General features: G+C 70.6%; 26 protein-coding genes and 2 pseudogenes. 17 read left to right on the top strand and 11 right to left on the bottom strand.

Annotated elements, in window-relative coordinates:
* Positions 1-106: 106 nt before the first annotated feature.
* Together BG452_RS43410 and BG452_RS43405 are read right to left on the bottom strand one after the other, a co-directional pair.
* Positions 107-370 (bottom strand): hypothetical protein, encoded by a 264-nt coding sequence (locus BG452_RS43410; protein WP_188309900.1) that lies wholly within the window; start codon positions 368-370, stop codon positions 107-109.
* Positions 371-398: 28 nt separating this feature from the next.
* Complete coding sequence (locus BG452_RS43405; protein ID WP_188309899.1) at positions 399-674, bottom strand: hypothetical protein; 276 nt, start codon at positions 672-674, stop codon at positions 399-401.
* A 402-nt stretch (positions 675-1,076) separates the two neighbouring features.
* Between BG452_RS43405 and BG452_RS43400 the strand changes: the two genes are divergently transcribed.
* On the top strand, positions 1,077-1,619 hold the full coding sequence (locus BG452_RS43400) for a hypothetical protein (protein WP_223243595.1): 543 nt from the start codon (positions 1,077-1,079) through the stop codon (positions 1,617-1,619).
* A 457-nt stretch (positions 1,620-2,076) separates the two neighbouring features.
* Positions 2,077-2,784 carry a hypothetical protein gene (locus BG452_RS43395; RefSeq protein WP_188309898.1) on the top strand — a complete coding sequence of 236 codons (708 nt, stop codon included), beginning with the start codon at positions 2,077-2,079 and terminating at the stop codon, positions 2,782-2,784.
* A 486-nt stretch (positions 2,785-3,270) separates the two neighbouring features.
* Here BG452_RS43395 and BG452_RS43390 read toward each other — a convergent pair whose 3' ends face one another.
* Positions 3,271-3,876 carry a hypothetical protein gene (locus BG452_RS43390; protein WP_188309897.1) on the bottom strand — a complete coding sequence of 202 codons (606 nt, stop codon included), beginning with the start codon at positions 3,874-3,876 and terminating at the stop codon, positions 3,271-3,273.
* 303 nt (positions 3,877-4,179) lie between these two features.
* On the opposite strand from BG452_RS43390, the gene BG452_RS43385 reads away from it, so the two are divergent.
* The 5 genes from BG452_RS43385 to BG452_RS43365 all read left to right on the top strand — a co-directional run bounded on the left by BG452_RS43385 (position 4,180) and on the right by BG452_RS43365 (position 9,718).
* The gene (locus BG452_RS43385) at positions 4,180-5,208 is read left to right on the top strand and encodes a DUF4238 domain-containing protein (RefSeq protein ID WP_223243609.1); all 1,029 of its coding nucleotides are present in this window, start codon (positions 4,180-4,182) and stop codon (positions 5,206-5,208) included.
* 40 nt (positions 5,209-5,248) lie between these two features.
* Complete coding sequence (locus BG452_RS43380) at positions 5,249-6,292, top strand: replication-relaxation family protein (protein WP_188309895.1); 1,044 nt, start codon at positions 5,249-5,251, stop codon at positions 6,290-6,292.
* A complete protein-coding gene (locus tag BG452_RS43375; protein ID WP_317621515.1) occupies positions 6,293-8,218 on the top strand; it encodes a ribosomal protein L7/L12 in 1,926 nt (641 codons plus the stop codon).
* 93 nt (positions 8,219-8,311) lie between these two features.
* Complete coding sequence (locus BG452_RS43370; protein WP_188309893.1) at positions 8,312-8,617, top strand: helicase associated domain-containing protein; 306 nt, start codon at positions 8,312-8,314, stop codon at positions 8,615-8,617.
* A 216-nt stretch (positions 8,618-8,833) separates the two neighbouring features.
* Complete coding sequence (locus BG452_RS43365; protein ID WP_188309892.1) at positions 8,834-9,718, top strand: hypothetical protein; 885 nt, start codon at positions 8,834-8,836, stop codon at positions 9,716-9,718.
* Between the two features lie 107 nt (positions 9,719-9,825).
* Here BG452_RS43365 and BG452_RS43360 read toward each other — a convergent pair whose 3' ends face one another.
* The 3 genes from BG452_RS43360 to BG452_RS43350 all read right to left on the bottom strand — a co-directional run bounded on the left by BG452_RS43360 (position 9,826) and on the right by BG452_RS43350 (position 13,281).
* Positions 9,826-10,416: a hypothetical protein gene (locus BG452_RS43360; protein ID WP_188309891.1), complete on the bottom strand. Its 591-nt coding sequence runs from the start codon at positions 10,414-10,416 to the stop codon at positions 9,826-9,828.
* 459 nt (positions 10,417-10,875) lie between these two features.
* Positions 10,876-12,246, bottom strand: a complete 1,371-nt coding sequence (locus BG452_RS43355; RefSeq protein WP_188309890.1) for a PQQ-binding-like beta-propeller repeat protein — start codon at positions 12,244-12,246, stop codon at positions 10,876-10,878.
* 42 nt (positions 12,247-12,288) lie between these two features.
* Positions 12,289-13,281 (bottom strand): replication-relaxation family protein, encoded by a 993-nt coding sequence (locus tag BG452_RS43350; RefSeq protein ID WP_188309889.1) that lies wholly within the window; start codon positions 13,279-13,281, stop codon positions 12,289-12,291.
* A gap of 268 nt (positions 13,282-13,549) precedes the next feature.
* Here BG452_RS43350 and BG452_RS43345 point away from each other — a divergent pair, with 268 nt between their 5' ends.
* From BG452_RS43345 to BG452_RS43335, 4 genes and pseudogenes are all read left to right on the top strand, one after another.
* A complete protein-coding gene (locus BG452_RS43345; protein WP_188309888.1) occupies positions 13,550-14,155 on the top strand; it encodes a hypothetical protein in 606 nt (201 codons plus the stop codon).
* Between the two features lie 32 nt (positions 14,156-14,187).
* Positions 14,188-14,313, top strand: a complete 126-nt coding sequence (locus BG452_RS47505) for a hypothetical protein (RefSeq protein WP_262986126.1) — start codon at positions 14,188-14,190, stop codon at positions 14,311-14,313.
* Between the two features lie 215 nt (positions 14,314-14,528).
* Positions 14,529-15,086 (top strand): annotated as a pseudogene (locus BG452_RS43340) (PucR family transcriptional regulator); the annotation flags it as partial.
* A gap of 388 nt (positions 15,087-15,474) precedes the next feature.
* Positions 15,475-15,570: pseudogene (locus BG452_RS43335) on the top strand (transposase); the annotation flags it as partial.
* A 64-nt stretch (positions 15,571-15,634) separates the two neighbouring features.
* On the opposite strand, the gene BG452_RS43330 reads toward BG452_RS43335, so the two are convergent.
* Positions 15,635-16,822 (bottom strand): MFS transporter, encoded by a 1,188-nt coding sequence (locus BG452_RS43330; RefSeq protein WP_317621514.1) that lies wholly within the window; start codon positions 16,820-16,822, stop codon positions 15,635-15,637.
* 265 nt (positions 16,823-17,087) lie between these two features.
* Here BG452_RS43330 and BG452_RS43325 point away from each other — a divergent pair, with 265 nt between their 5' ends.
* Positions 17,088-17,987, top strand: coding sequence for a LysR family transcriptional regulator (locus BG452_RS43325; protein ID WP_188309886.1), 900 nt, complete (start codon positions 17,088-17,090; stop codon positions 17,985-17,987).
* A gap of 421 nt (positions 17,988-18,408) precedes the next feature.
* On the opposite strand, the gene BG452_RS43320 is transcribed toward BG452_RS43325, so the two are convergent.
* Entirely contained in the window at positions 18,409-18,714 is a 306-nt protein-coding gene (locus BG452_RS43320) for a DUF4193 domain-containing protein (protein WP_188309885.1), read from the bottom strand.
* A 314-nt stretch (positions 18,715-19,028) separates the two neighbouring features.
* Here BG452_RS43320 and BG452_RS43315 point away from each other — a divergent pair, with 314 nt between their 5' ends.
* On the top strand, positions 19,029-19,226 hold the full coding sequence (locus BG452_RS43315) for a hypothetical protein (RefSeq protein ID WP_188309884.1): 198 nt from the start codon (positions 19,029-19,031) through the stop codon (positions 19,224-19,226).
* A 287-nt stretch (positions 19,227-19,513) separates the two neighbouring features.
* Positions 19,514-19,942: a hypothetical protein gene (locus BG452_RS43310; RefSeq protein ID WP_188309883.1), complete on the top strand. Its 429-nt coding sequence runs from the start codon at positions 19,514-19,516 to the stop codon at positions 19,940-19,942.
* Positions 19,943-20,083: 141 nt separating this feature from the next.
* Here the strand turns inward: BG452_RS43310 and BG452_RS46765 are convergent, their stop codons facing one another.
* Positions 20,084-20,284: a helicase associated domain-containing protein gene (locus tag BG452_RS46765; RefSeq protein ID WP_317621513.1), complete on the bottom strand. Its 201-nt coding sequence runs from the start codon at positions 20,282-20,284 to the stop codon at positions 20,084-20,086.
* A gap of 315 nt (positions 20,285-20,599) precedes the next feature.
* On the opposite strand from BG452_RS46765, the gene BG452_RS43300 reads away from it, so the two are divergent.
* Positions 20,600-20,947 carry a hypothetical protein gene (locus tag BG452_RS43300; RefSeq protein WP_188309882.1) on the top strand — a complete coding sequence of 116 codons (348 nt, stop codon included), beginning with the start codon at positions 20,600-20,602 and terminating at the stop codon, positions 20,945-20,947.
* Positions 20,938-21,975, top strand: coding sequence for a hypothetical protein (locus BG452_RS43295; RefSeq protein ID WP_188309881.1), 1,038 nt, complete (start codon positions 20,938-20,940; stop codon positions 21,973-21,975). Before BG452_RS43300 ends, BG452_RS43295 begins: the two co-directional genes overlap by 10 nt.
* 303 nt (positions 21,976-22,278) lie before the next feature.
* Here BG452_RS43295 and BG452_RS47960 read toward each other — a convergent pair whose 3' ends face one another.
* On the bottom strand, positions 22,279-22,671 hold the full coding sequence (locus BG452_RS47960; protein WP_188309880.1) for a helicase associated domain-containing protein: 393 nt from the start codon (positions 22,669-22,671) through the stop codon (positions 22,279-22,281).
* Here BG452_RS47960 and BG452_RS43285 point away from each other — a divergent pair.
* Positions 22,561-23,199, top strand: coding sequence for a DUF6042 family protein (locus BG452_RS43285; RefSeq protein ID WP_223243592.1), 639 nt, complete (start codon positions 22,561-22,563; stop codon positions 23,197-23,199). The genes BG452_RS47960 and BG452_RS43285 overlap by 111 nt on opposite strands.
* 301 nt (positions 23,200-23,500) lie before the next feature.
* Here the strand turns inward: BG452_RS43285 and BG452_RS48335 are convergent, their stop codons facing one another.
* Positions 23,501-23,710: a transposase gene (locus BG452_RS48335; RefSeq protein WP_411293106.1), complete on the bottom strand. Its 210-nt coding sequence runs from the start codon at positions 23,708-23,710 to the stop codon at positions 23,501-23,503.
* Positions 23,711-24,172 lie beyond the last annotated feature (462 nt).

Raw genomic sequence — 24,172 nt, 5'->3', positions numbered from 1 at the left:
CGGCATGTGCCGCGATACCGGCCGCCCTGGACCCGATCGCCTCGAAATTCGGGTGGTCAGCGCTGTGACCTGATCGGGTCGCCCACAGCCCTGCCGTGCTTCGCGATCACCCCCTGACCGGCCACCGGGCTACGGCCGCCGTGTCTCCCGTTTCCCGGTCGGCGCCGACCTCACGGCACGTGCGCCGAAGTGCATCCAGCATGAGGTTCGCCGCAGGCCGGCCCGGACGCGTGTGGACCCGTCCCGAGACCGCCGTTTCGTACAGCGCGGCGACGACCACCTGGGCGACGTCCTCGAAGGACCGGCCGCCGAAGGGACGCACCTGCCCGCGGGCCAGCCGCACAGCCGCCGGCACCATCGCCTGCAGCACGATCCGCGCCGCGAGCGCCGCCGAGGCGTCAGCACCGCACGCGCCGCAGCAGAGCCCGCAGCATCGCGTCGGACTGGCCGTCACCGAGCCCGCGCTCGCCGGCCGGACGCAGGGCGGCCAGGACCTGATCGGGACCCAGATCCGCCGCCCACGCACCGGCCGCCGCAGCGGCAGCGGGCGCCAGGCGATCGGCCTCCAGCCAGCCCGTCACGACGGACCGCACGGTCTGGTCCGCGCACAGCAGCGCCCACTCGGCGTCCAGGCGGGCAAAGACCCCGAAGGGGGAAAAGACAGGGGTGGTCATGGCACCTCTCCGTTCAGATCGATGCCATGAACCCTCCTCACACCGGCATGCCCGCAGGCTTGCCCGGCCCCCGGAAAGCCCAGGCCACAGGCTTGCCCACCAGACCGGGCAAGCCAGGTGGGCCACACAGACAGTGGGCAAGCTCCCGCTTGCCCACGCGAACCCGGGGCATGCCCCGGGCGTGACTGCGATCGCTACATTGCGAATCCGAGCCGCATCCTGGGAGTCGCTGGGTTACCCCACCCTGACTGTGATTGAGCGTGGTAGTGGTCACCTGGGCGCTGTATCTGCCACAGAGCCGATCCGAGGGCAGGGTGTGCCTGGCTCGGTTCGTGGCCTCTGGTGCTCCAGCCGTAGATCGTGATCATGGATGCGGAGGCCCCTCGTCAGTAGCCTGCCCGTGTGGCTGAGACCTGGGACGAAGAGCAGTTGATCGAGGGCGGCTTCGAGCGTGTGTACGCCGAGTTGGAGTGGTACGACGGGCCGCGCGCCGGCCTCGCTGACATCGATGGGAAGCCGCACTACTTCCAGAACGATGACTACGACCACGCCGACGAGTACCGTGTCGGGCCCGCGAGCGAGGCCGCGGTGGAGCTGGAGCGCGAGCAGTGGGCGATCTTCGCAAGGTGGAACGAGCACTACCAGGCCGGGACGGTCGGGTCGGACAGCCATCCGGGCCTTGGCGGGATCGATGTCCGCTACGACGAACTGGCCCTGCTACTGGCGCCGCACCGTCAGGCGCCGGACGACCCAGGGCGGCTGGTGGGCGAGCTGCGGTTCGACGTCGGGGCCCGCTACCGGGTGGAGGGTCTGGACTACTGGTTCCGGTGGCGTCCCGAGCAGCGGAGTTGGTGCCAACAAGCCCGCAAAGCCGTAGCTGGGGACAACAAGAACGCCCAAACGGTGACAACTATCGAGCTCAGAACGGTGCTGCACCCCAGGTGACGCACCCAGCCTGGTGACAGATAGCCCGCTCAGTCACACGCTGACCTGCCGTTTCATCGACGGCGAGGGGCTTTCGGGGTCATGGGCTCGCAACGTATCGGTTGCAGTCACACGGGCCCCAAGCACGACCACGGGGCCGCTGCGCCGCACGGCATTGCTCCCCGAGGAGAAAGCCTGGTAGTTGGGCGATCACCCCGACCATGAATTCCTCCCCGGGGCAAAACGCGGTCGCCGAGCAGATGGCGTTCGGCGGACCGACCTGCGTCGTGTGCGGCGCGGAGATGGAACCGGGCGGCAAGGGCAAGAGCGGGCGCCCGCGGAAGTACTGCTCGAAGGCGTGTTCGTCGAGGGCCGATCGGCAGCGGGAGAAGGAGAAGCAGGCGCAGGCGCTCGCTGCGGCCGCGGAATCACCTCGGGGCGAACCTCGCTGCCCGATGACATTGCGGCCGGCCCGGGGGTGGCCGAGCTCCTCGCCGTCAGCGAGGAACTGCTCTGCCAGGACAAGGCGTTCCTGTTCCAGCTCGACCGCGCCGCCCGCCACAGTGACTCCGCCCTGGCCCGCCAGGCCCTGGATGACGTCCTCCACGCCGCCTACGCGCTGACCATGTGCCATCGCGAGCTCGCCGAACGGTTCCTGGCCGCCCACCCGACCCAGCAGGACGGGGCCGATCCCGCCGCTCCCATCCCCGCTGTTTCGCCCCGGGGTGAGACGGAGCCCCTTTCGGCGACCCCGCCCGGCGCCGCCGAGGGCGAGCGGACCGTCTCGCGCACAGCCGCTCCCATTGCACCCCGGGGCGAAACAGGGCCCCCGCCGACCGGCATTGAGGACCCCCGAGAGCCGGCCGGCCGAACCGAGCCGGCCACCGACCGGACACCGCCCACCGAACGCGGCCTCGGCCGACCAGAGCACTCCTACGCCGTCGGCGACGGCCTGGTACGCCTCACCTGGCCCCACTCCCCGGGCATCCAAGCCCTCCAGCACAGCGGACGACTCCTGGGCTGGAGCGAACTGGACGCCTTCGGCGACGACAACGCCTGGGTCGCACCCATCGACACCCGGCCCGTCACCGACGCCGCCGACACCCAGGTACTGCTGTCCGCCAACCCCGACGACGCGATCACCCTGCTGCGCCTGGAACTCGCCCAGAATCTGGGCGGCCGGTAGCGCCGAGGCTGCAGCGCCGGCGACTGCCCTGCAGACGGTTGCTTCAATGGGGTGCTGGACCGTTGTCTGGACAGTGGGCCGGGGGGTTGCACCGGGCGTTGCACCGGGAGTTGCGGCGGCCTTCTCAGCTGAACATCGTTTACGCAGGTCAGCGCCGGTGGGCAACCGGGTCGGCCCAGGCGACACCTCTTCCTCGCGATAGCCGAGGAAGAGGCCGATCCGAAGTGCCGCCCCGCTCACCGGCGGGATCCGCTGACCGACTCCCATCATGTCCGTCCGCCACCCCGACCGGCACGGCCACCGTCAGGGGGACACCCCCGACCGGAAGGCCGCCACCTGTGGGTGGCGGTCTCCTGTGCCTTCTCGGGGCCTGGGCAGCCTGGGTTCTGGGAGCAACGGGCGGGCCCCGTCCCTGGTCAGAGACCCTGCACAACCGGTCTGCTCAAGCGTTCGGTCACTGCCTCTGTCGGAGTCGGCGCGTGGGGTTCAGTAGACGTCCGCGAGGCGGCACGGCTCCTGGACGGACGGGCACAGTTCGGCCGGGTGGTCCGGGTCCTCCCTCGGCGGAAGCTCGACCACCGACGAATCGGGGTCGGGCGTCGGCTCGACGGCGTAGCGGTACTGGACGACGGTGATCGCCTTGCCCGCGCCGAGGTCGACCGTCCGCTGGTGCAGCGGTCCGAACCGGCTCCCCCCGCCCTGCAGCACGACCTGCCCGGTGTCGACGGGGAAGACTGTGAAGTAGGAGGGCTGCCGCGAGCCGCCGATCGTCGACGGGCTCTGCCCGGAGATGTAGGACGCGATCGAGCCGTAGGAGACCCCCGTGGCCAGGTTGCCGTTGACACGGCTGATCGAGGCGAGGCACAGGTAGGAGTCGTCCCTCAACCACACCACGTCCGCCCGGTCGTGGGCGTCCTCGCTGCGGTCGAGCATCACCAGGTTCGCCAGCGTGGGGACGGGGCAGGGCTGTGGCGGGTTCTTGGCCAGCTGGTCCACGATCCACTGCGCCGCCGCCGGGGCGGGCTCGGGCAGCACCACAGGGTGCGCCGTCGCCGTCGGGGTCGCCGTCGGGGTTGCCGTCGCGGCGGCCATCGCCGTTGCTGTGGATGCGGCTGCCCCTGTGCTGCCCTGCCCGGTGCATGCCGCTGCCCCCAGCGCCAGCGCCACCACAGCAGTCACCGCCGCGCCCCCGCGCCGTGCCGTACGCCCCATCACGCAACCCCCGTCACCTTGTTTGCCCCCCGAAACGTTCGATCACATCCTGCCCGATCCGGCGGGCCCGGAGTGTCCGAACGGCAACGGCCGTGTGCCTCGGCGGCTACGGGCCCAGCCCGGCCGCGCGACAAGGGCCGGTGCGAGACGACGGCAGCGTGCGAGTCTTATCCGGTGATCAGCATGCGCTACCTCCGCCCCCCTACCCCTGCAGAGTACGACCGGCTCGTGCTGAAACTTCTTCAGGAACCCCGCGAGCTGCGCCCAGACCAGCACGTCGTCTCGCGAGTCCTGCTGGAACGCTTTGCAGAAGCCGTGGGTGCCAAGGGCGAGCGCAAAGTGCGTTACCTCAACCGCTCCCGGCCGAGCGCCAAGCCCATCGACCGCGGCCCAGCCGGATGCGGCAAGTTCACGAACTTCATCCGCTACGCCTCCAAAGCGAGCGAACAAGTGTGGGCCGAAACCGAGACCCTCCTGCACAGCGCCATCGACGCTGCAGAGTCAGGCGACTTCTTCCGAACCAGCCGACACCAGGATGTTGTCCGCGAAGCCATAATCCTGCACACCGTGCGCAGCATTCCCATGCTGATCATCAGCGAGCAGACCTGGCGCGAGCATCACGACCGCCACATCACCCGGTGGATGACAGAACGCCGCGAGGCTCTTGTGCACTTGCACCGGGAACGGTTCGGGTGGACACCCGATGAGAGCGGCCTACGGGTGATGGCGGAGGATCTCATTGCCTCACTGTCAGCGCAGATGGACCGGGGGATCTACTTCCACGCCACTGTCGTCGAGCGCTTCCGTCGATACAAGCGCATGCTCGCCAAACAGCCCGTCGAACTCCGCAGGCTTACCGACGGCGAGCTGCTCATCAGCGACGTACCCGTACTGGCCCTGCGTGAGGGCTCTCTCGGCACCGGCCCACTGGAAAATCACGGCATAGAAAATTGCGACGAACTCGTGCTGCCGCTCAGCCCGAGGCTGCTGGCCGTGCTCGGTGCCGGTCGCGGCTACAGCACCATGGACGCGGCCAGCGTGGATCGGATCAACGCTGCCCAGATCCGCGCTTCGGCCGACTACGTGTACATGCGCCCAGGCAGCGGTCTGGAGAGCTTTGTACGAACCTCGATGCCTGAGGTGCACCCCAACAGGATTCCGTCTGATCTCCGTCAGACGAAGGTGCCCACCACATTCGCGCGCACCGTCTGACCCCCCACCCACCCACGCAGGGCACTCGGTCTGCTGGACCGTGACCGACTGGGCGACCGAGGTTGAGTTCCTGCTGCCGGGCGGTCGGCGCAAGGTCCGGCCGGACGCGGTGTGGCAGGCCTCGGAGATTGGTGTGCCGGTGCTGATGGTCGAGGTCGACCGCTCTACCATGGCGCCGGAGCGGGTCGCCGCGAAGTTCACCGCCTACCTCGAGCTGTTCCGCACCAGGGTGAAGAGCACCGACCCCACGCTGGCCGACCACGACCCGGCTACCCCCCCGTCGCCCTGGTCGTCACCGGCGCCGGACCCGTCGCCCCTGGCAGGCCGCCAGGAGGCCGTGGCGGACCTGTCAGCCGAGTGCTGGCGCGGGCAGTGGTGGACCGTCCCGCAGGACGACAACGACGGCGACGGCTGGCGCGAGTACGACGACGCCGTGCCCATCCTCGCGACCACGCTGGAACTGCTGGCCGAGCACGGCCCCCTCGGCCCCGTCTGGTGGCGCTACGGCGTCCCCGGCCGGCACTCCCTGCTCGAGGCGTTGGAGAACCCGAACAACCGCGCCGCCTACGACCAGCGCCAGAAGGCCCGGGAGAAGAAGGCCCGCCAGGACCACCGAGAGTGGATGCGCACCCTCGCCTGCGCCGACTGCGGCGACGTCCCCAAGCAGGAGAGCACCTGGCACTACGGCCCCGACGGCCGACAGGTGGAGTGGACCCGCCGCCCGGGTGGCCGCTGCTGGACCTGCCACCGGGAGCACACCGAGCGCCTGGAGCGGGAGGCCGAAGAGCAACTGGAGGCAGCCCGCACGGCGAACGCCGCGCTGCGCCCGTGCTGGACGTGCAGAGGTTCGATCGGGGGGAAGGAGGGCTCGAAGCTGGAGCTGGCCGAGAAGGCCGGCCCCGCCCGGCTGGAGTGCCCGCAGTGCGCCAGCGACCGGGAGACGGAGAAGTTGGGCCAGCTGCTGCTGCCCGCCCCGACCAAGCGCGAGCAGATGGCTGCCCTGCTCTCCGCCCCGGACGATCCGTGGTGGGAGGTGCGGGTGCTGCACGCCAAGCTGTACCCGGTGAAGGACCGCGCCGCCTGAGTGCCGGCCACCTCGCAGCTGTCGCGGGGGCTGTCGCGACCCCCTGTCGCATGGGGTGCTGTCGCGCCACCTGTCGCGTGCCATGACCTGGGTGGGCGTAGCCGAACCGTCTTCCGGGGCCGCCATCGCTCACTACACTGCTCCTGCCAATTGGCGTTGTGTCAACAACCATCAGGGGGGCTTTCGTTGGACTCGGATACGACGCCAATACGGGTGATAGCGAATCGCTACCGGCTGCTCGAGCTCCTCGGCTCGGGTGGGATGGGGCGGGTCTGGCGGGCCCACGATCAGCAGTTGGGCGTCGACGTCGCCATCAAGGAGGCGTTACGGCGGCCGGGCATTCCCGACGGCTACTGGGAAGAATTCCTGGTCCGCGCCGGGCGCGAGGCCCGCCACGGCGCTCGGCTACGGGACCACCCCAACATCGTCACTGTCTTTGACGTGGTGATCGAGGGAGGTATCCCCTGGACGGTGATGCGGCTGGTCAAGGGCACTTCGCTGGAAGTCCGCCTGGACTGGGGCCGATTGTCGGTCGAGGAGACCGCGAAGATCGCCGCTGCTGTTCTCAGCGCCCTGGGAGCAGCTCATGAGGCGGGGATCATCCACCGCGACGTAAAGCCGGCCAACATCATGCTCGCCGATGACGGCGCCATCCTGCTCACAGACTTCGGCATCGCGATCAACGAGGCCGACACCAAGCTCACCCAGGACGGCGGGATTGTCGGGTCGATGGCGTATATCGCCCCCGAACGCGCTGGGGGTGACCAGGGCGACGAGGCCAGCGACCTGTTCTCGTTGGGCGTCACGCTCTATCAGGCCACTGAGGGCACTTCCCCGTTCCAACGCGACACCCTCACCGGCACGCTGCGCGCTGTCGCCTTCCACGAGCCCCCGCCGCCTGCCCATGCCGGCTACCTGGCGGCGCTGATCACCGCACTGCTGCGCAAGGAACCCGGCGAACGGCCCACGGTCGCCGAGGCGATCGCCATGACGGCGCCGGGGACCGAACCCACGTCGGAGTTCGACCTCATCCTCAAGACTGTCGGCTCGGCCGAGCTCTTCGATCTCGTCGGGGTCGTGATGGACCTGACTACCCTGAGTGCCAGGGAGGCCGTGGCCCTCGTCACCAGTGCACCCCAGCAGGTGCTGGGCAAGGTCGATCGGGGTACCGCTGTCGCTGCCAGGGACGCCTTGGTCGCACTCGGCGCCACGGTGAGCGTCAGGCAGTACACAAGCCGCCCTGACCCTGAAAAGCCGACCACCAGAATCCTTCGGAGCCCGGCGTCCAAGCCGAAGCGGCGGCGTTTGGTGTGGGTGAAGGCCATCGTGGGCCTTGTTGCCGTGGCGGCAACCGTGACGACCGGAATCGTCATCAATGACGAGCACACACGGCCCGACCCACAAGCCAAGGACCTGCTCCAGAAGATCGACATCGCGCAGTTCATTGGCCTGCGAACCGACGAGATCGCGGAGTCGGACTACGCGGACACTCACAACTGGCAAGGGTCGAGCGGCAAGGGCTATTCCGAGCATGTGTGGGGCGATAATCCGGAGCAACTGGGCATGGGTGGCGGCACTTGGGCCATCCTCGTGGACGTCTACCACTACGGCTCGGCAGCCGAGGCATCCCTGAACTCGAGAACGTACATCACTGAATATCAACGCGCCATTGTCCCCTTCGGAGCCTCGTACCACGCACTGACGGCACCATCCAGCATGACCGCTATGGCTACTTCGGCCTATCACCCCACGACGGACCTTACCTACGAAGACCTGGAGATCGTGGACGGGCCCTATCGGGTCCGTGTGAAGGCCGTCCTGCTGAAGGGATTTCAAGGCGGGCCGTCCAATGACATCAGCCAGCTGGCGGCGCTGATCCTCCCGCACCTGCCCCCGCCACCCGCGCTGCCGGCCAAGACCAGTTGACTCCCCGCAACGTCAGGGTATGGACTTCCCGGAATCCACGCCGGGGAGATCGGCCGTTACTCCCAGTCATGCCGAGTTGGGTGAGGCGCGTGGATGCGCCGCCAGCGCAAGGCCGACAGCCTCACCACCGTCCAGGTCGCGAAGCTCGACGCCCTGGACGAGTTGTGGCGCCTCGAGCCGGACTGGAACCGCTCCTACCGTCGCCTGCTTGCCTACCTCGCCGCCGGCGGCACCCTGGACGGCCCGGCCAACCGCACCGGCGGCGAAGCCGACCCCGCGTTCCGGCCCGGCACCTGGCTGCGCAAGCAGGCGGGGGCCCGCACTGACGGCAAGCTGACCGACCACCAGACCGCGCTCCTGGACGCGCTCACCCGGCATGCCGAGACCGTCACCGGCTGACCCTCCCCGCAAGACCCCGCCGCCTCGGCCCAGCAGGCCGGGACGGCCGCCCGTACCTCGTTCCTGACTTCCGGAGGCACCGCGCGATGACCGACACCACCCGCCCCGACCCGGCCCGCGCCGCCGCGCCCGAACGGCTGGAGCTGGCCGCTGTGCAGCAGCCGGCCCGCGCCCGCCGACCGGGACCTGGGCCGACCGATCCTCGACTCCCCGTTGGTGCGCGGCTCGATGTGGCTGCGCTGGACCCGGCATGACGGCATCCGCACCCTTCACCACGGCGCGGACCTGGCCCGCGGCTGGGTGGAGAAGGACGTCGACGGCCTGGACGGCTGGGTGGCCCTGGTCGAGGGCCGGATCGTCCGCAGCGCCCGCCCGGGCCTCGCCGTGCCGGAGCCCGTCGTGCACGCCGAGGCATGGGAGGCCGGCGCGACGCTGCACGCCGCCCTCGCCCAGCACCCCGCCAACGCCGACCAGTACGACCCGTTCGCCGAGGAGGGCGAGGACGAGCCCGACGACCAGGAGCACGGGCTGCTCGGCGGCGTCCGCAGCCGGGTCCGCCGCCGGGCGGCCGGGATGACCCTGGAGAACCTCCAGCAGGCCCTGCACCGGGCCCGGGACGACGAGCGCGCCGCCGACCGCCACGCCGACGCCGGAGACGAGGCCGCCTTCGCCACCGCGGCCGACACCTGCGCCGAGTGGCAGCGCGTCCGCGACCACACCGCCGAAACCCGGGCCGAGCGCTACGACCCCGACCACGACACCGCCCTCCAGCAGGCGCTGCGCCGTGAGCGCCACCAGCAGGACGTCGCCGAATGCGCCCGCGAGGCTGCCCGCCAGGCTCGCCAGAGCACCGACGCCGCCCACCGCCGCCTCGCCGGCCCCACTGCCCAGCCGCTCTACACCGCCCTCGACCGCGCCGGCCTCTACACGCTGACCGACGACGACCACCAGGCCGTCCGCGACCTCACCCAGCACCTCGACCCCGCCACGCTGCGCCAGGTCATGAGCTGGCTGGAGCGCACCCGCGCCGCGGCCTTCGCGCTGCGCGGTACTGACCAGGCCCAGCCCGCCCGCACCAGGGTGCGCCGCAGGCAGTTCTGACAGACCCTTGGCCTGCCGGGCGGGCGGCGGAAGGTGCGTCCGGACGGGTGTGACAGGCCCCGGGCCGGGAGGCCGGGCCCGCTCCTGGCGTCCGGGCCCGGGGCCCGTCAGGCGTCCAAGACCTCCAGGACGTGCAGGTTGCAGATGCTGCAGTGGTGCCCGCCGCCGCCCGGGCGGAATCCGGTGCCGAGGGCCTGGAGGTCTTCCGCTGTGACGGGCTCGTACCGGTCCTCTTCACCGGCCGGGGCTGCGGGGGCGTGGCGCAGGCACAGCAGGTGGACGCGGTCCGGCGAGAGGTACGCCACGGTCCCGTCGGCGCCGGCCGGGATGAAGAGGGTGTCCAGGTCGTCGGGGTCCGGAGCCGGGTGCGCGGGAAGGTGGGCGACGGCCTTGCCGATCGCCGTGGCGCAGCCGAGGCACAGGACGGGGTCGAAGTAGCCGCGACCGCTCACGTCGGCCAGGCGCAGCGCCCAGCCGTCGAAGTCCATGGGCTTGTGGCAGGCCATGCACCGCGAGCCCCCGGCCGATGCGAGAGCGATGAGGGTGGACTCGGTCAGCACCACGCTGGAGTTGATCTCCGGCCCGGCCGGCTGGCTCTCCCGCGTCTCCCGCACTCGGTTGAGCGCCGCGTGATAGCTGATGCCCTCGGCCTGCTGGAGCTCCCGGGCGCGCTGCTGGTCGGTGTTGCGCTTGGTCACGATCGTCTCCTCGGAGACCGGCACTGTGTGCCCACGCCATCGGCCGGTGAAGAAGAGGATCCGACGGTTCATGAAGTCCGGAGGCATGGATCCCGTAGGACCTTCTCCCGGGACTCGCGCGGCATAGGCGCACGACAACGGGATGGGCGCTCAGCTCGCCGGCGCCAGGCTATCGGCAACGCGACCGGTCACGCGACCGCCACCACCAAACCCGTCGGCAGGCGCTGGTGCGGCGTTCCTCGCCTTGCGACGGCTGGGAGGCCGGTCGCGGCCGCCGAGGGGCGAGCGGCCGGCCGACGACGCCCGGGACGTTATGCAGCATTGTGAGCAGCGGGCTACTGAAAACTGTGGAGATGGCGCGAGTGGCGATCGCACGGCGTACTGGTGCCGCCCACCCGAACGGCTCGACGACGAGCGTGCGCCGCGACGTTGTCAGCGTCCTGGCCGGCGGCGGGCGTGTCAGGCTCCGTCGAAGGCCGTGACGCCGGTGGTGGTGCCGAGCAGGATCCGGTTGCCGGTCAGCACCGGGGAGGCGAAGTGCGGGAGCGGGTCGGTGGCGGTCTGCTGGAGGATCCGGCCGGTGGCCGGATCGAGGGCGTAGAGCCGCCCGCGCCCGTAGTCGGCGACCCAGACCGCGCCGCCGCCGATGACCGGCGAGCCGGCGGCGCCCAGGGGTACCCGCCAGCCGGAGTGCAGCGAGCCGTCGTCGGTGACGGTGAGCTGGGCGAGCGCTGTGTCACACGGGACGTACACCGTGCTGCCGGCCACGGCCGCGCCACCGTACGCCGGGCAGAGCGGGGCCTCGGCGAGCCGGCCACCGATACCGCCGAGGTGCTCGGCGTCCAAGGCATAGGCCGTGCCGCGCTTGCCGACGGCGAGCACGAAGCGGCCGACCCGCACCGGGGCGAGCGCGCCGAGGTCGAGGTCGTCGGCGTTGTCGGCGGCCCAGTCGGCGGGGGCGAAGAAGTCGGTGCGCTCCAGCTGCGGGGAGAGCGCGAGCACCGAGTCGGAGCCGTCGTACGGGCCGCCGGTGGCCGCGCCGTTGCCCACCGAGACGTACAGCTGCTCCCCGTCCACCACCGGTCCGCCGGAGGCCCAGCTGCCGCCCTGGCGGGTGGTCGGCACGGCGTAGGAAAGGATCGGGCCACCACCCGTGACGGGGACCGACAGCACGCTGCCGACGTAGTTGCCGCAGTCGCCGAACAGACCGCCGTACGCGATCACCACCCGGCCCTGCCGCAGCGCGAGGGCCGAGCGCTGCTGGTGGGCGATCGGGTCGCCGCGCGGCGGCTCGACCTCCCGTTGGAGCCGCAGCTCGCCGGTCGCCGCGTCCAGCCCGGCGAGGAGGTGCCGGCCGCCGGTGAGCTCGGCGACGGCGAGGAGCAGGCCGGTGGCGGGGTCGTACACGGGCGTGCCGGTGATGCCGAGCGGGTCGATGTTGCCGCACGGCAGCTCGGCGGACCGGGCGGGCTCGCCCAGGTGACGACTCCACAGCACCGCGCCGGTCGCCAGGGCGAGGGCGTACACGGTGTTGTTCTGGGTGGCCGCCAGCACCCGGTCGCCGACCACCAGCGGCTGGCCGTACACCGCGCCGTCCAGCCGGGCCGACCAGGCCCGGCCCAGCGGCCCGGCCGGCGGTACGCCGGGGGCGACGCCGGTGTGCAGCGGGTCACGGTGGTACATCGGCCAGTCGCGGTCGGGCAGTTGGGTGGGCGTACCGGCGGTACCCGACGGGATCAGCACGGTGGGGGCCACCGGCCCGGGGTGTTCGCCGGGTGTGCAGCCCGGGAGCAGGGCCAGGAGCGCGACGAGGGCGGGCAGGCGGGGCATGGTCCGACAGTGCCCGGCCCGCGTGCCGGTCGTGGGGATATGTCACCTGTCCGAGGGCGTTTCCTTGGTTTGGCTCGCATTCCGCAGCCCTGCTGAGTCCATCACCCGAGTGAGCGCACCAGTGCTTACCGCGTCGGCTTCGACGACCTGGCGCCAAGGACGGCCGACTTCCGGAGGCACCGCACGATGACCACCGACACCACCCGCCCCGACCCGGATCCCGCCGCCGCGCCCGACCGGTTGTGACTGGCCTCGGGCAGCAGCCGCCCCGCGCCCGCCGACCGGGATCTGGGCCGTCCGATCCTCGACTCCCCGCTGGTGCGTGGTTCGGTGTGGCTGCGCTGGAGCGGGCACGACGGAATCCGCACTCTCCACCAGGGCGCCGGACTTGCCCGCGGCTGGACGGAGCGCGACGTCGACGGCCTGGACGGCTGGGTGGCCCTGGTCGACGGCCGGGTCGTCCTCGGCGCCCGCCCGGGCGGTGACCTGCCGGAGCCTGTCGTCCACGCCGAGGCCTGGCAGGCAGGCGCGACGCTGCACGCCGCCCTCGCCCAGCACCCCACCCCCTTCACCCGAGACGAGGACGAGTTCGGCGGCGGGCCGGTACACACTGCCGCCCTCGACCGGCAGCTCCGGGGCGGGGAGGAGGTCGAGCGGGCCGCAGCCCTCGCCGCGGGTGCGGGCGTCGGCGACGAAGGCGGCGTGGATCCGGCCGACGTCGAGCAGGTGCTCGCGCCCGTGCCGCACGGCGAGCTGCTCGCCGTCCAGCGCCTGGGCGCTCGGGCGACGGGCCTCGGGGAAGGTAGCCGCCACCGCTGCGCCCTGGGCGGTGAGGTGCCAGGCCTTCGCCTGGTCGGCCTGCGGCAGGGTCACGAACTCGGCCAGGCCATCGGCGTGCAGGCGAGTCAGCCGCTTCTGGGTCTGCTTGATCAGGGCGGTGCCGCCGTGCAGCTGGTGGAGCTGCTCGGCGGTCGCCAGCGTGAAGCGGTGAAGCGTGACCAGAACGTCGTGGTCGGTCTCCAGATCCCCGTGCACGAATGTGCTCCCTCAGTCCGAAGCGCGGTGCTGCGAGTCGCCGGTCGGGTGGGCGGCCGGCTCGGCCGGGCCGGGTGTCGGTGCTGGGTTCTAGGGTCGGCGGGTGACGACGACTTCTGGCGCGTATGCCGGTTCTGCCGGGCCTGTCCCTGATGTTCTGCCGGATTCGTGGGTGGTGTTGCGGGGCACGGCTTGGCCCGTGTTGAGCACCGCGTATGGAACCGCTGAATGGATTCCCCGGGTACTGGCCCCGCTATTGGGCCCGGACGTGACCGTGAAGGAAACCCGGCAGGCCCTCAACGCCCTGGAGCCGGTGCAGCACCAGAACACGATCTACGAGGCGACCGCGCCGGTCGCGCTGTGTGTCGCCGCGGTCCTGGCCCGCCGTGCCGAGCACCACCGCGGGGCGGCGGACAGGGTGTGTGCTCTGCTGCTGGGCTGGCTGGCCAGTGTCGCCTACGACAGCGACGACGCCTGCGTGGCGGCCCATCAGCGGTACTCCGAGGAGGACTTCCTGGAGGGCTACCCGCCGATGGTGGCCGTGCGGGCCCTGAGGCCGGTGCTGTTCCAGGCCGTCGAGCCGTTCCTCGACGACCGCGACACCGTCGTCGCGGAGGAGGCGCTGTGTGCCGCTCTGGTGTTCGCGGAACACCCCGGCCTGGCCGAGCGCCGTGACAGCCTGGCCGACCGCGCCCGACGCCTCCTGCTCGTCTGCGACACACGGTGGCGTCGTTGGCAGGCCCTTGATGCCCTGACCGCGTGGGGCCACGACACCACCGGCTTTGCCCGGCCTGGCGACGACGACCGCAGCCCGTACCTCCCTAGCTCCGCCTGGCCTCTCGGCGACGGCGATCCTGACAACCCGCCCTTCTGACCATCCCAGCGCAGGAGAAGCGACTGGGCCCGTTGGTGTTGCCGGTCCCGACCAAGCGCGGGCTGGTGGCCGCACTGGTCTCCACCCCGGATGACCCCTGGTGGGAAGACCGGCTACTGCACGCCAAGCTCTACCCGGCGAAGGGCCGTCGGGTGTGACCTGTTGGTTGTGGTGGGCGTGGAATGGCCTCTCATACCGTGTTGTCTGGACCACTTGCCATGACAGTCGCGCGGGACCGGGCGGGCGGCGGCGCTGCGCCGGATGGTGACTGTGGGTGCACACGGCTGGCTGAGACCCCGCTGTAGCCCCGGCCCGGCCAGAACACCGGAAATAGCCGACCGGAGAACTCGAGAAAAAGGGAGGAAAGGAATCGCTGCGCTCGCTGCTGACCCGACGTTCCGACCACGTCGTTCTTATCGCCGACGACAGGCCGCACGCCCGCGCGTTGTACGAGGCGCTCGCCCGCGAGACCGGGACACGGTCCGGGACGATCGGAGTGAGCACCCCTTGCGACTCCGTGAGTGACATCCCCCGCCGCTACGAGGAGGCGCAGCGCGCCCTGGAGGTGCGCCGCCACTGCCGCGAGCACTACGGCACGTCGTTCTTCGACGAACTCGGCCTCTACCGCATCCTGGGACCTGGCAGCGACTACCGGGAACTGGAGACATTCGTGCAGGAGTGGCTCGGGCAGCTTATCGAGTACGACTCCCGGCACCACGCGACCTTGGTGGAGACCCTGTCCCGGTACTTCGACTGCGGCGGCAACTACGACGAGACCGCCGACTCCCTCGCGATCCACCGCAGCACGCTGCGCTACCGGCTCCAGCGCATCCGCGACATCAGCGGCAATGACCTCGCGAACGTCGAGGACCGGCTGAACCTCCAGGTGGCGACCCGAGTGTGGAGGATCGTGCTGGGCGGGACCGGCTGACGCCTCGCTGGAACTCCTGTGGGAGTGGTGTCAGCAGCGCCGCAGTGGGTGGGCCGGGCGGCGGAGGCTGGGCCGCTCTGCGGATGCCGGGACGGCCGACGGCGACGCCTCCCTGGAGTCGGGACACCTCGGGTTTCCACGCCCGGACCCGCTCACACATGCTGATTCGCCCCATGCACGGCAAGCCGTGGCACCCGGGTCGTCTGTGGTTCACGTCGAATGCGCAGAGTCGCCACCCGATTTCGGCTACGTCGGCGCTCTCACGGTGTGGCTCTTCGCCTGTGTGCAGCACGACGAGCTCGACCTGGCCGGCGAGGCCCTGCAACACCACGGCGCACGGAGGCGTCAAGCCGTGGGTGCTCGTGGTCACTGCCGTCCAGCCCCGGCCGACCGCGAGATCAAACGCCGCACCGACGTCGTCCAGGTCTTCCCGAACGACAACGCGCTCCTGCGGCTGGTCACCGCCGTCCTCTTCGAACTCCACGGACTCGGCCAGGTTCCAGATGGTGGAGTGCACCGTAGCGACCGCTCCCGTGGCCGCAGGGAGGTCAGGAGGGGCGAGTGGACTGCGCCGAGAGCGCGCCAGGACGGAGTGCGCGTTCGCGCAACGCGACGGCGACCGACACCACGGCGCCGCAGGAGAGAACCGCCGCGAAGCCGATCATCGCGGTCTGCACGGCGAAGTACCGCAGAGCGATGCTGAATAGGACGGACGGCAGGCCCATTCCCAGGTACGCGACGACGAAGAACATGGCGAGGACCCCCGCGCGTGAGGCGGGCGCGGCAACTGAAACGGCACGTTCGACCCCTCCCTTGAACAGCAGCCCGGAGCCGGCGCCGGACAGGGACACGGCGACCAGGTAGTGCCAGAGCGCCGGGTGGTAGAGGGTGACGGCGCACAGGACTAGGCCGACCGGGAAGACCACCGCCCCCACGGTCAGGACCCGGGGCAGTGGGAGGCGGCCCAGCACCAGTTGGGCGGCCGCCGCGGAACCGAACATGAGGAAGGCCGCCAGGCCGACCACGAGGTGCGAGTCGGTGTGCAGGGTGCCGTGGAGCACGCTCGCCCCGAGGGAGGAGATCAGGCCGAGGATCGCGAAGGCGAAGGCACCCAACGCGCCGGCCGCGCAGAACGTCCGCCGGCCGCCGGGGCGCAGGACGAACCTGCTGGGCGGTTCGGCCGCGGGCAGCTCCAAGTCCACGGTCTCCGGGGTCGACAAGACCAGCGCCAGGCACACTGCCATGGCGAGCGTGAAGATCGCCTGGGTGGTGATCAGGGGCGTGGGAAGCCATTCCGCGGCGGCTCCCGCGACCAGGGGCCCTGAGGCCAGGCCGCCGAGGTTGGCGGCGGTGGCCACGATGCCGGGCAGCACCGAACCCGTCCGTTCCGGACGGGCCTCGTGGTGGAGGTCGTGCAGGTACGTCGTCGCGGTCGAGGCCATCAGCCCCAGTCCGACACCGTTCAGGATCCTGCCTGTGATCAGCCCCGGCAGGTCCCGCCACACGATCAGTACGACCGACGCGACGATGCCGACCAGCAGTGCCGGGACGATGATGCGCCGCCGGCCGAGCCGGTCCGACAGGTGGCCCAGTCCGAGGAAGGAGGCCGCTGCGCCCACGACCATCGAGGCGTACGCCACCGTGACCGTGGTCGCGCCGAAGTGGTCCCGGGCCTCGTACAGCGGCCACAGCGGGGTCGGCGCGGTGCCGAAGGCCATCAGCACGGTGAAGGCCACCGCCACGAACCAGAAGCCGGTCGCGTGCGAGGCACGGCGCCCGGCGGGGGCTCGGGGCGGCAGGTCGGCGGGAGCAAGTGCTGGGATCCGGCGGGTCGGGTCGCCGGGAGCGTCGGCTGGGGGACAGCTCAGCGGCGTCGGTACGGCAGACAGGGGTACCCCTCCTCGGGCGGCAGTGGATGCGTTTTTCATCCTCCTCACCAGCCAGGATCAGTGCCAACGAATGTTTTTGCTGGGCTCGAGCAATGCGAGTGATACTCCCCGTATGGAGCTACGTCAGCTGGAGCACTTCATCGCGGTCGCCGAGGAGCTGAGTTTCACGCGTGCCGCCCGTCGGCTGCACGTGGTGCAGTCGGGGGTGTCCGCCGCGATCCGCTCCCTGGAGCGCGAGCTCGGCTGCGCGCTGTTCGAGCGCACGTCGCAGCAGGTCCGGCTCACCGGGGCGGGCGCGGCGCTGCTGCCGGAGGCTCGGGCCACCCTGCACGCCGCCCAGGCGGCCCAGGACGCCGTGCGCGCCGCACAGGACACGCTGCGAGGCACGGTGAACGTGGGCGCCATGGCCTCGGTCGAGGTGGTGGACCTGCCTGCGCTCCTCGGGCAGCTGCACGCGCGGCATCCGGCGATCGACGTCCGGCTGCGGCTGGCGACGACCGGATCAGCGGGACTGGCGCACGCGCTGCTCGGCGGGGACCTGGACGTGGCCTTCCTGTCGCTCCCCGAGCACAAGCCCGCCGGGATAGACGCACGGGAGCTGGCCACCGTGCCGCTCGTCCTGGTGGTGAGCGCCGCCCATCCGCTCGCGCAGCGGGGGGCGGTAGCACTTGCGGACCTCGCGCGGGAGCCCTTCGTGGACTTCCCGCCGGGCTACGGCAACCGCGAGGTCGTCGACCGGGCGTTCGCGGCGGCGGGCATCGTACGCCGGGTGGCACTGGAAGTGCCCGACATCGACATGGGGGCGGCGCTGGTCCGGCACGGTCTGGGCATCGCCTTCCTGCCCGCGTTCGTCGTTGCCCGCACCCCCGGCCTGCATGTCTTGGACGTCCTGGACGTCCACGGCACCATGCTCCGCTGGAGCATGCATCTCGGCACGTCGTCGACCCGGCGGCCCAGCTCGGCCCTGCGGGCGCTGCTCGACCTGGTCGACCTCCACGTCATCGCCCTGTGACGCCCGGGCCAGCGGCCCGGGCGTCTCCCGCCGGTGGTGTCTGTCCGGGCCCCTGCGCCCGCCGTCCGCTCGCGGCCCGTAGCGCTCCTGCCAGGACGCGTCCACCACCCGGCAGGCACGCAGCCAGTCGGGGGCCGCCATCATCAGCGCTTCCAACGCACACCGCCCACGGGCAGGCCTAGGGCCTGCGCCACGGCGGCCCCACCACAGCCCCACCAGGCCGCCGAGCAGAGCAGCCGCGCCATGACCCCGGCCGGCTGACGCCTCCCACGGTCGGGCCATCAGCGCGACGCTTGGCAAACTGATCGATGGCCTCGCGCACTGACCACGCCGATGTGCGGTCCACCGCGGATCCCCGGCCAGACCGCCGACTTTGAAAACGGGCCCAGGGACCGGTGAGTCAGGGGCGACCCGTCGCTGTTCAGGCCTTGGAGGCGCAGTCGCGACAGATGGGCTGCCCGTTCTTGTCCTCCCCGGCGAGCTGGGCGCGGTGGTGGACCAGGAAGCAGGTCATGCAGGTGAACTCGTCCTGTTGGGGAGGTACGACCCGCACGGTGAGCTCTTCGCCTGACAGGTCGGCACCGGGCAGCTCGATGCCTTCGACGGCTTCGGCGTCAACGTCGACCGCAGAGCCTGTCTTGTCGTCGCGTCGGCTCTTCAGTTCTTCGATGCTGTCGTCGCTGGAGTCGTCGCTGGTGTTGCGCGGAGCGTCGTAGTCGGTTGCCAAGATGCTGCCTTCTCGTCAGTGGACGGGCGGGGGAGAGGATCAGCGCCAGCTTGCCTTTTCGGCGCGGTGTCGGCACCGCGCGGGGGTCCACTCGGATAGCCCGGACGCTCTGTCGCGACGCGGTGTCGGCGGCCACGACCCGCACCGAGGGCGGGACGGCTCAGTCTCGCGGTCATCACTCTGATAGTCCTCTGCTCTCAGCGACCTCTCGACACGCCGTTGCCGCATGCCAAGCCGGCCGCAGACTGAAGCAGGCCCGGCCTGCGTCGGCGGAACCGTCTTCCACGGAGCGAGAACTCCCTGTCAACGCAGCGTTGGAGAGCGCACCAGCCGTTCCTGGACAGGCCAACCTGGCCGAAACGACAGGGGGACAGCAGCCCAAGCTGTTCCCCTACGAGGATGGTGTCGCCGCGGCGCGCTACCTGATCCACACGATGCCGACTGACGAGTTCAACAAGATGCTGGACCTGCTCAACAAGCACAGCGAACGTCAGGCCGTTCCTGCCGGGTGACCCACCCAGCCTGAGCGATCCGCTGGAAATGGCGGCCCCACCCCGAACGGCGTGCCGCCCTGGGCGGCCGGCCCACCGCCGACCGCCCAGATAGATCAAAACGCCGGAAGGCCGCCACCCCACGGTGACGGCCTTCCAGTGCTTTCTCAGGGCCCCGGCGGCGTACCGCCGGGCAACGGACCCCGAGCCCGCTGGTGCGGGTGGCCAGATCAGCTGATCTCAGCATCACCGGCCCATCAGCAGGACATACTTGGCCCAGGTATGCAGCGAGCCGGGGGAGCAGCGCGGTGTCGTGGAAAGATGCGGTCCAACCGGCCTTGAGGATGCTGCTCCAGCCGGACGCCCAGCTCGACCCGCACCTGGAGATGCTGCGCCTGGGCGCGGAGCACGAGGACATCGAGGCCAGGGACATCGTGGTGACCCTGGCCCTGGGCGGCGCGCTGGTGACCGGCACGCTGGTCTCCACCGATACCTGGGAGTACCTGCACCTGCGTCAGCTCGGCGACCACGACGACACCCTGCGCCGGGTAGTACGTCACGCGATCGGGCACCTGGACGACGCCGCCGAGAACGGCCGGCGCCGCCGTGAGGTTGATCGCCGCTTCCTTCACCTGCGGGACGTCACCTACCGCTCCGGCCGCACCACCCACACCCTGCCGACCTGGCGCGGCTCGATCTCAGCGGTCAGCGGCTGGACGCTTGGCGAGCCCGAGTAGACCCGACCGGCCACCCGGCCGAAGGTGCCGACCGGCAACGCCGAAAGGCCGCCACCCCGCAGGGTGACGGCCTTCCAGTGCCTTCTCGGGGCCGCAGCAGCCTAGCGCCGACCACCGACACCGGCCTCGGCAGGGGCGGCCCTACCAGGCCACCCCCAGGGCCTCCAGCTGCCCGAGCTGCTCGGGGCTGAGCTTGTCCCGCCTTGCCTTCTGGTTGTTCAACCAGGTGCCCAGCGACGTCCCGTCCTCCTTGTGGGACCTCGGAACGCGCGCATGACCCTCCCGTTCGACGAACGCCGCCAGCGCCGCCAGGCCGGCGCCGAACCGGTCCGCCCGCGACACCTTCGGCTTCGCCCACCACCGTGATGCGCATGTCCCGGGACCACGACGAGCAGACGGCGGCACCTTGAGCATCACGCTCAGCTGCATGTCCTTGCGCCAGTTGCGCGAGCCGAGGCCACGGGCGTGTCGAGACCGGGAGCGGGGAGGTGCTGGTTTTGGGTCTCCTCGCGGCTGCTTTCCGCCGCTGTCTTCCGAGTTCGGTGAGCCGATCGTGTGTCGATCGTAGCGTTCGTGGGCCGTTGTCGGACGCGCACGGCTCCGGGCGGCAAGTATGTGCACGTACATGTGCACTGCGGACACGGGAGGTAGACAGCGATGGTCGACCGTACGAAGAGCTACGGAGCACTACAGCTGTCGTTCTCGAACCAGTACTGGTTCGCCTGGAACGACCTCAAGACCAATTCGAAAGGCAAGGACATCGCCTTCCACCACGCCCTGATCGGTGGGAGCTTCGACACTAACCGCCGGCGGATCAGCCAGCTGGTCATTCACAACTTCAGCAACCCGGACACCCAGTACAACCAGCTGGTGGCGAAGGACGCGGTTGCCGGCGCCGAGATGCTGAAGGAGCCAGTGGACTTCGAGTGGCTGTGGGCGGAACAGGGTCGACGTACTACGGCACGATCTGGCGCCCGATCCCCCCGGCGGGGTACGTGGCGCTGAGCGATGTCTTCTACGAGGGCCAGGGGAAGCCGCCGCGCGACATCATCTACTGCGTGCGCAAGACGTACAACGGTCACACCTACGTTCGACAGGCCGAGATCGGCCCGGAGTACCTGTGGAACGACCGGGGCTCGGGTTCCACCGGCAAGGACATCGCCCTGTGGCCGATCGTTCCTCCCCGCGTGACCTCCAGCGACACCGATGAACGGCTGGTCGTCCCGGTGGGCGGCTTCACCTACGTCGCCCACTACGACCGCCCCACCCCGACCCCGGTGTGCTGGGTGCTGGACCTGCCGGCGGAAGTGAAGAAGGCGCCCGGGCCCGCCGTCCCGGTCATGACCTCCCCCGCGAGGCCGGTGAGCACCCAGCAGGTCATCGACTACGAGGTCACCGTCCCGCACACGATGGTCACGGACAAGGACCGGAACGCGGCCTGGCAGTTCGCGAACTCGCCGTTCTACAAGCTCCGCCGCAAGCACAACTTCGCGATGATCCACCACCTGAACAACACGACCGACACCGAGCAAGAGTGGGGAGAGGACCGCACCACCGGGGTTTCGAAGTCCCGCTCGGAAGCCTTCCAGATCACCACCGGTGTCTCAGTCACCACAGGTGGAGGCATCAATCTCGGAGTCATCAGCGGCAGCACCGCAGTCAGCGTTTCCATCGAGCTCGGCTACGAGTCCCGCCAGGAAGTCAGCTCCTTCGAAGAGGTGACGAAGCGGCATTTGCTGAGGGTGCCTCCGCACAAGGCCGGCGCCCTGTGGTTCGCCCACCACGAGCTGGAGTCCGTGCGCGCCGACGGCGGCATCGTCGCAGCCGAGGAGGCCATGGCCTTCGACCTGAACTCCACCTATGTCACGCAGTACCCCCCGAGCGGCTCCCGGGTCACCCACCTCGTGGAGGCCGCCGACACCGAGGCCGACGCCGCAGACCGAATGGCCCGCACAGCGCCCCCGGACGACACGCCGGCCGAACTCCACGCAAAGGCCGCCCCGGAACAGCGCACAGCCGACGACCAAGCCTGAAGCCCTGACATGGACGTGCGCGGTATGCCTGAGCAGGGCATACCGCGCACGTCCATGTCAGGGCCGACCCACCGAACCTCGGCGTCGACCCTGTGCTGCCTGCCGCGGGGCGGGGAGCGGGAGAGCCGGGATCGGCTACAGCGGGGATGGTCGTCTACGTTCGGACAATCCCATGCCGGCGACTGCTCACTCCACGGTGCCGTCGTCGTCCTCATTCAGCTCTGACGCGTCAGGGTCACGCAGCGTCCAGGGCGCCGCAGATGGGCTTGCAAGGAAGGGACACCGGCTCCGGCCAGGGCGCGTCTACCAGGCCACTCCGAGGGCTTCCAGCTGCCCGAGCTGCTCGGCGGACAGCTTGTCCCGGCGGGCCTTGGTGTTGTTGAGCCAGGCGCCCAGCGACAGCCCTTCGCCGGTCTTGTACGGGCGCGGAACCCGGGCGTGGCCCTCCCACTCGACGAACTCGGCCAGCGCCGCCAAGTGGAGCTGGAACCGGTCCGCACGGGACAGCTTCGGCTTCGCCGCGGCGGCGGCCTTCGCGGCCACCAGCTCGGCGTCCGGCTCGATGCCGATCGCCGCGAGGAGGTCTTGCGCCCGTTTGCGGGGAACTCCTCCAACCCGTCCGGAGCCCTTGCGCACTCGTGCTGGGACGAAGGCGACGACCTGGACGACGACGAACGGGCCGCGCTGCCGGGTCACAAGGCGGACACCGCCCGCTACGCTGCCCACTACGGTCTTCCACCGGCGGAGACGGTCGACGACGTGATCACGCTGCTGGTGGCCGCCGGTGTCCTCCACGAGATCAAGGACGCCGAAGGCCAACTGCGCCTGCACCCGGCTTTCCCCATGCCCGCGCCGGCCGACGTGTTCCCCCTCGACGAGGAAGAGCTCGCCGTACAGCGGAAGTTGCGGATGGACATGGCCTACTCCGGCGATTCCTTCCAGATCATCAACCTGTTCGAGCCCCGGGGACAGCGCCGAGAAGAGATCACGACCAGCCTCGAACGCCTCGCCCGCGTCATCGACGGGGACCCTCACGACGCCCGCCAGGCCGTCCTGCTGCTCCTGGAAGCAGGCGACTTCACCGCCAGCGCCGACGTCGCGGTAGTCGCGCCGCACAAGGTGTTCCGGCTACGGTGCGACTGGGCGGAGTTCGACCGGGGCAGGATCGGCATCCACGGCGTCAACGAGGACGGCCAGATCCTGGTGACCCTTCCGGAGGACTGATCACCCCAGAGCCGGACGGAGCCGCGGGCGCTGTTCGAGGACGGCTTGCCCGGAAGAGTGCCTGGCGGGGTCAGTGTGTGGCGTCGACGGCGATGCCGACGAGCTGGAGGATGGCGTGGCCCCAGGCGGTGGCGGCGATCAGGACGCCGAACACGACGGCGGTGAAGACCGTGAAGGCCTCATCGACGCGGCTGCGCGCGTGGGTGGTGCGCCGCAGGCGCGCGACGATGACGACGCCGTGCCCTCCACGACAAAGCGCTCCGCGCCGTCCCGCTGGGCCCGACCCGCCAGCCGATGCCCCTCACCGGTGCCGCATGACCAGGACCCCTGCCCTCCGTCCCGCAGTATCCGCCTCCGGCGGGCTGGCGTCCCGTGCCGCTGCCGCCACCGGGCCGGTCGCCACCGCGAGCCTGAAGGCCTGGAGATGGCTCGCCTTCTGCCACTCGGCGGGAACGAACAGGCGCCAGGAGACCGGCACGGACGCGGTGTCGGAGGCGGCATGCAGACTCACCCCCACCTGGCAGTTCGACTGCTGCCCGCTCACGCTCACGGACCGCGACCAGTACCTCGTGCTCTACAGCGCGCCGCCGGGATCCCCTGACGCCGAGGCTCTGGCCTTCCTAAACGCTCTCGGATCCGAGAGGTTGACGCGGGCAGGTCGCTCTGACGAAGCCGGACACGAGCGGGGCGGTCTCACCTCACGTTGCGCTCACCGCCAGATCCGTCAACGGGGCCTGAGACAGCGGCAACAGGGGCCGGGGGACCGTGTGGAGGATCCCGTCATGGCCGAGCACGGCGGGGACCGCCAGGCCTCCGGCCCCTTGCCGCCCTTCGACCGGTCGCTCACCGAGGCCACGGCGGCGAGCTGAGGACTCGCCAGGTGGTTCGCGAGAGCCTTCCGGTTCGCTACCCATACCCAGGAATCCGGCGGATGCCGGGCGGCGGGACGCGTGGGCGAAGCTATGCGGCTCCG

Source organism: Streptomyces sp. CBMA123 (genome assembly GCF_014596465.1).
GTDB lineage: Bacteria > Actinomycetota > Actinomycetes > Streptomycetales > Streptomycetaceae > Kitasatospora.
This window is presented reverse-complemented; position numbering and strand designations above follow the sequence as displayed.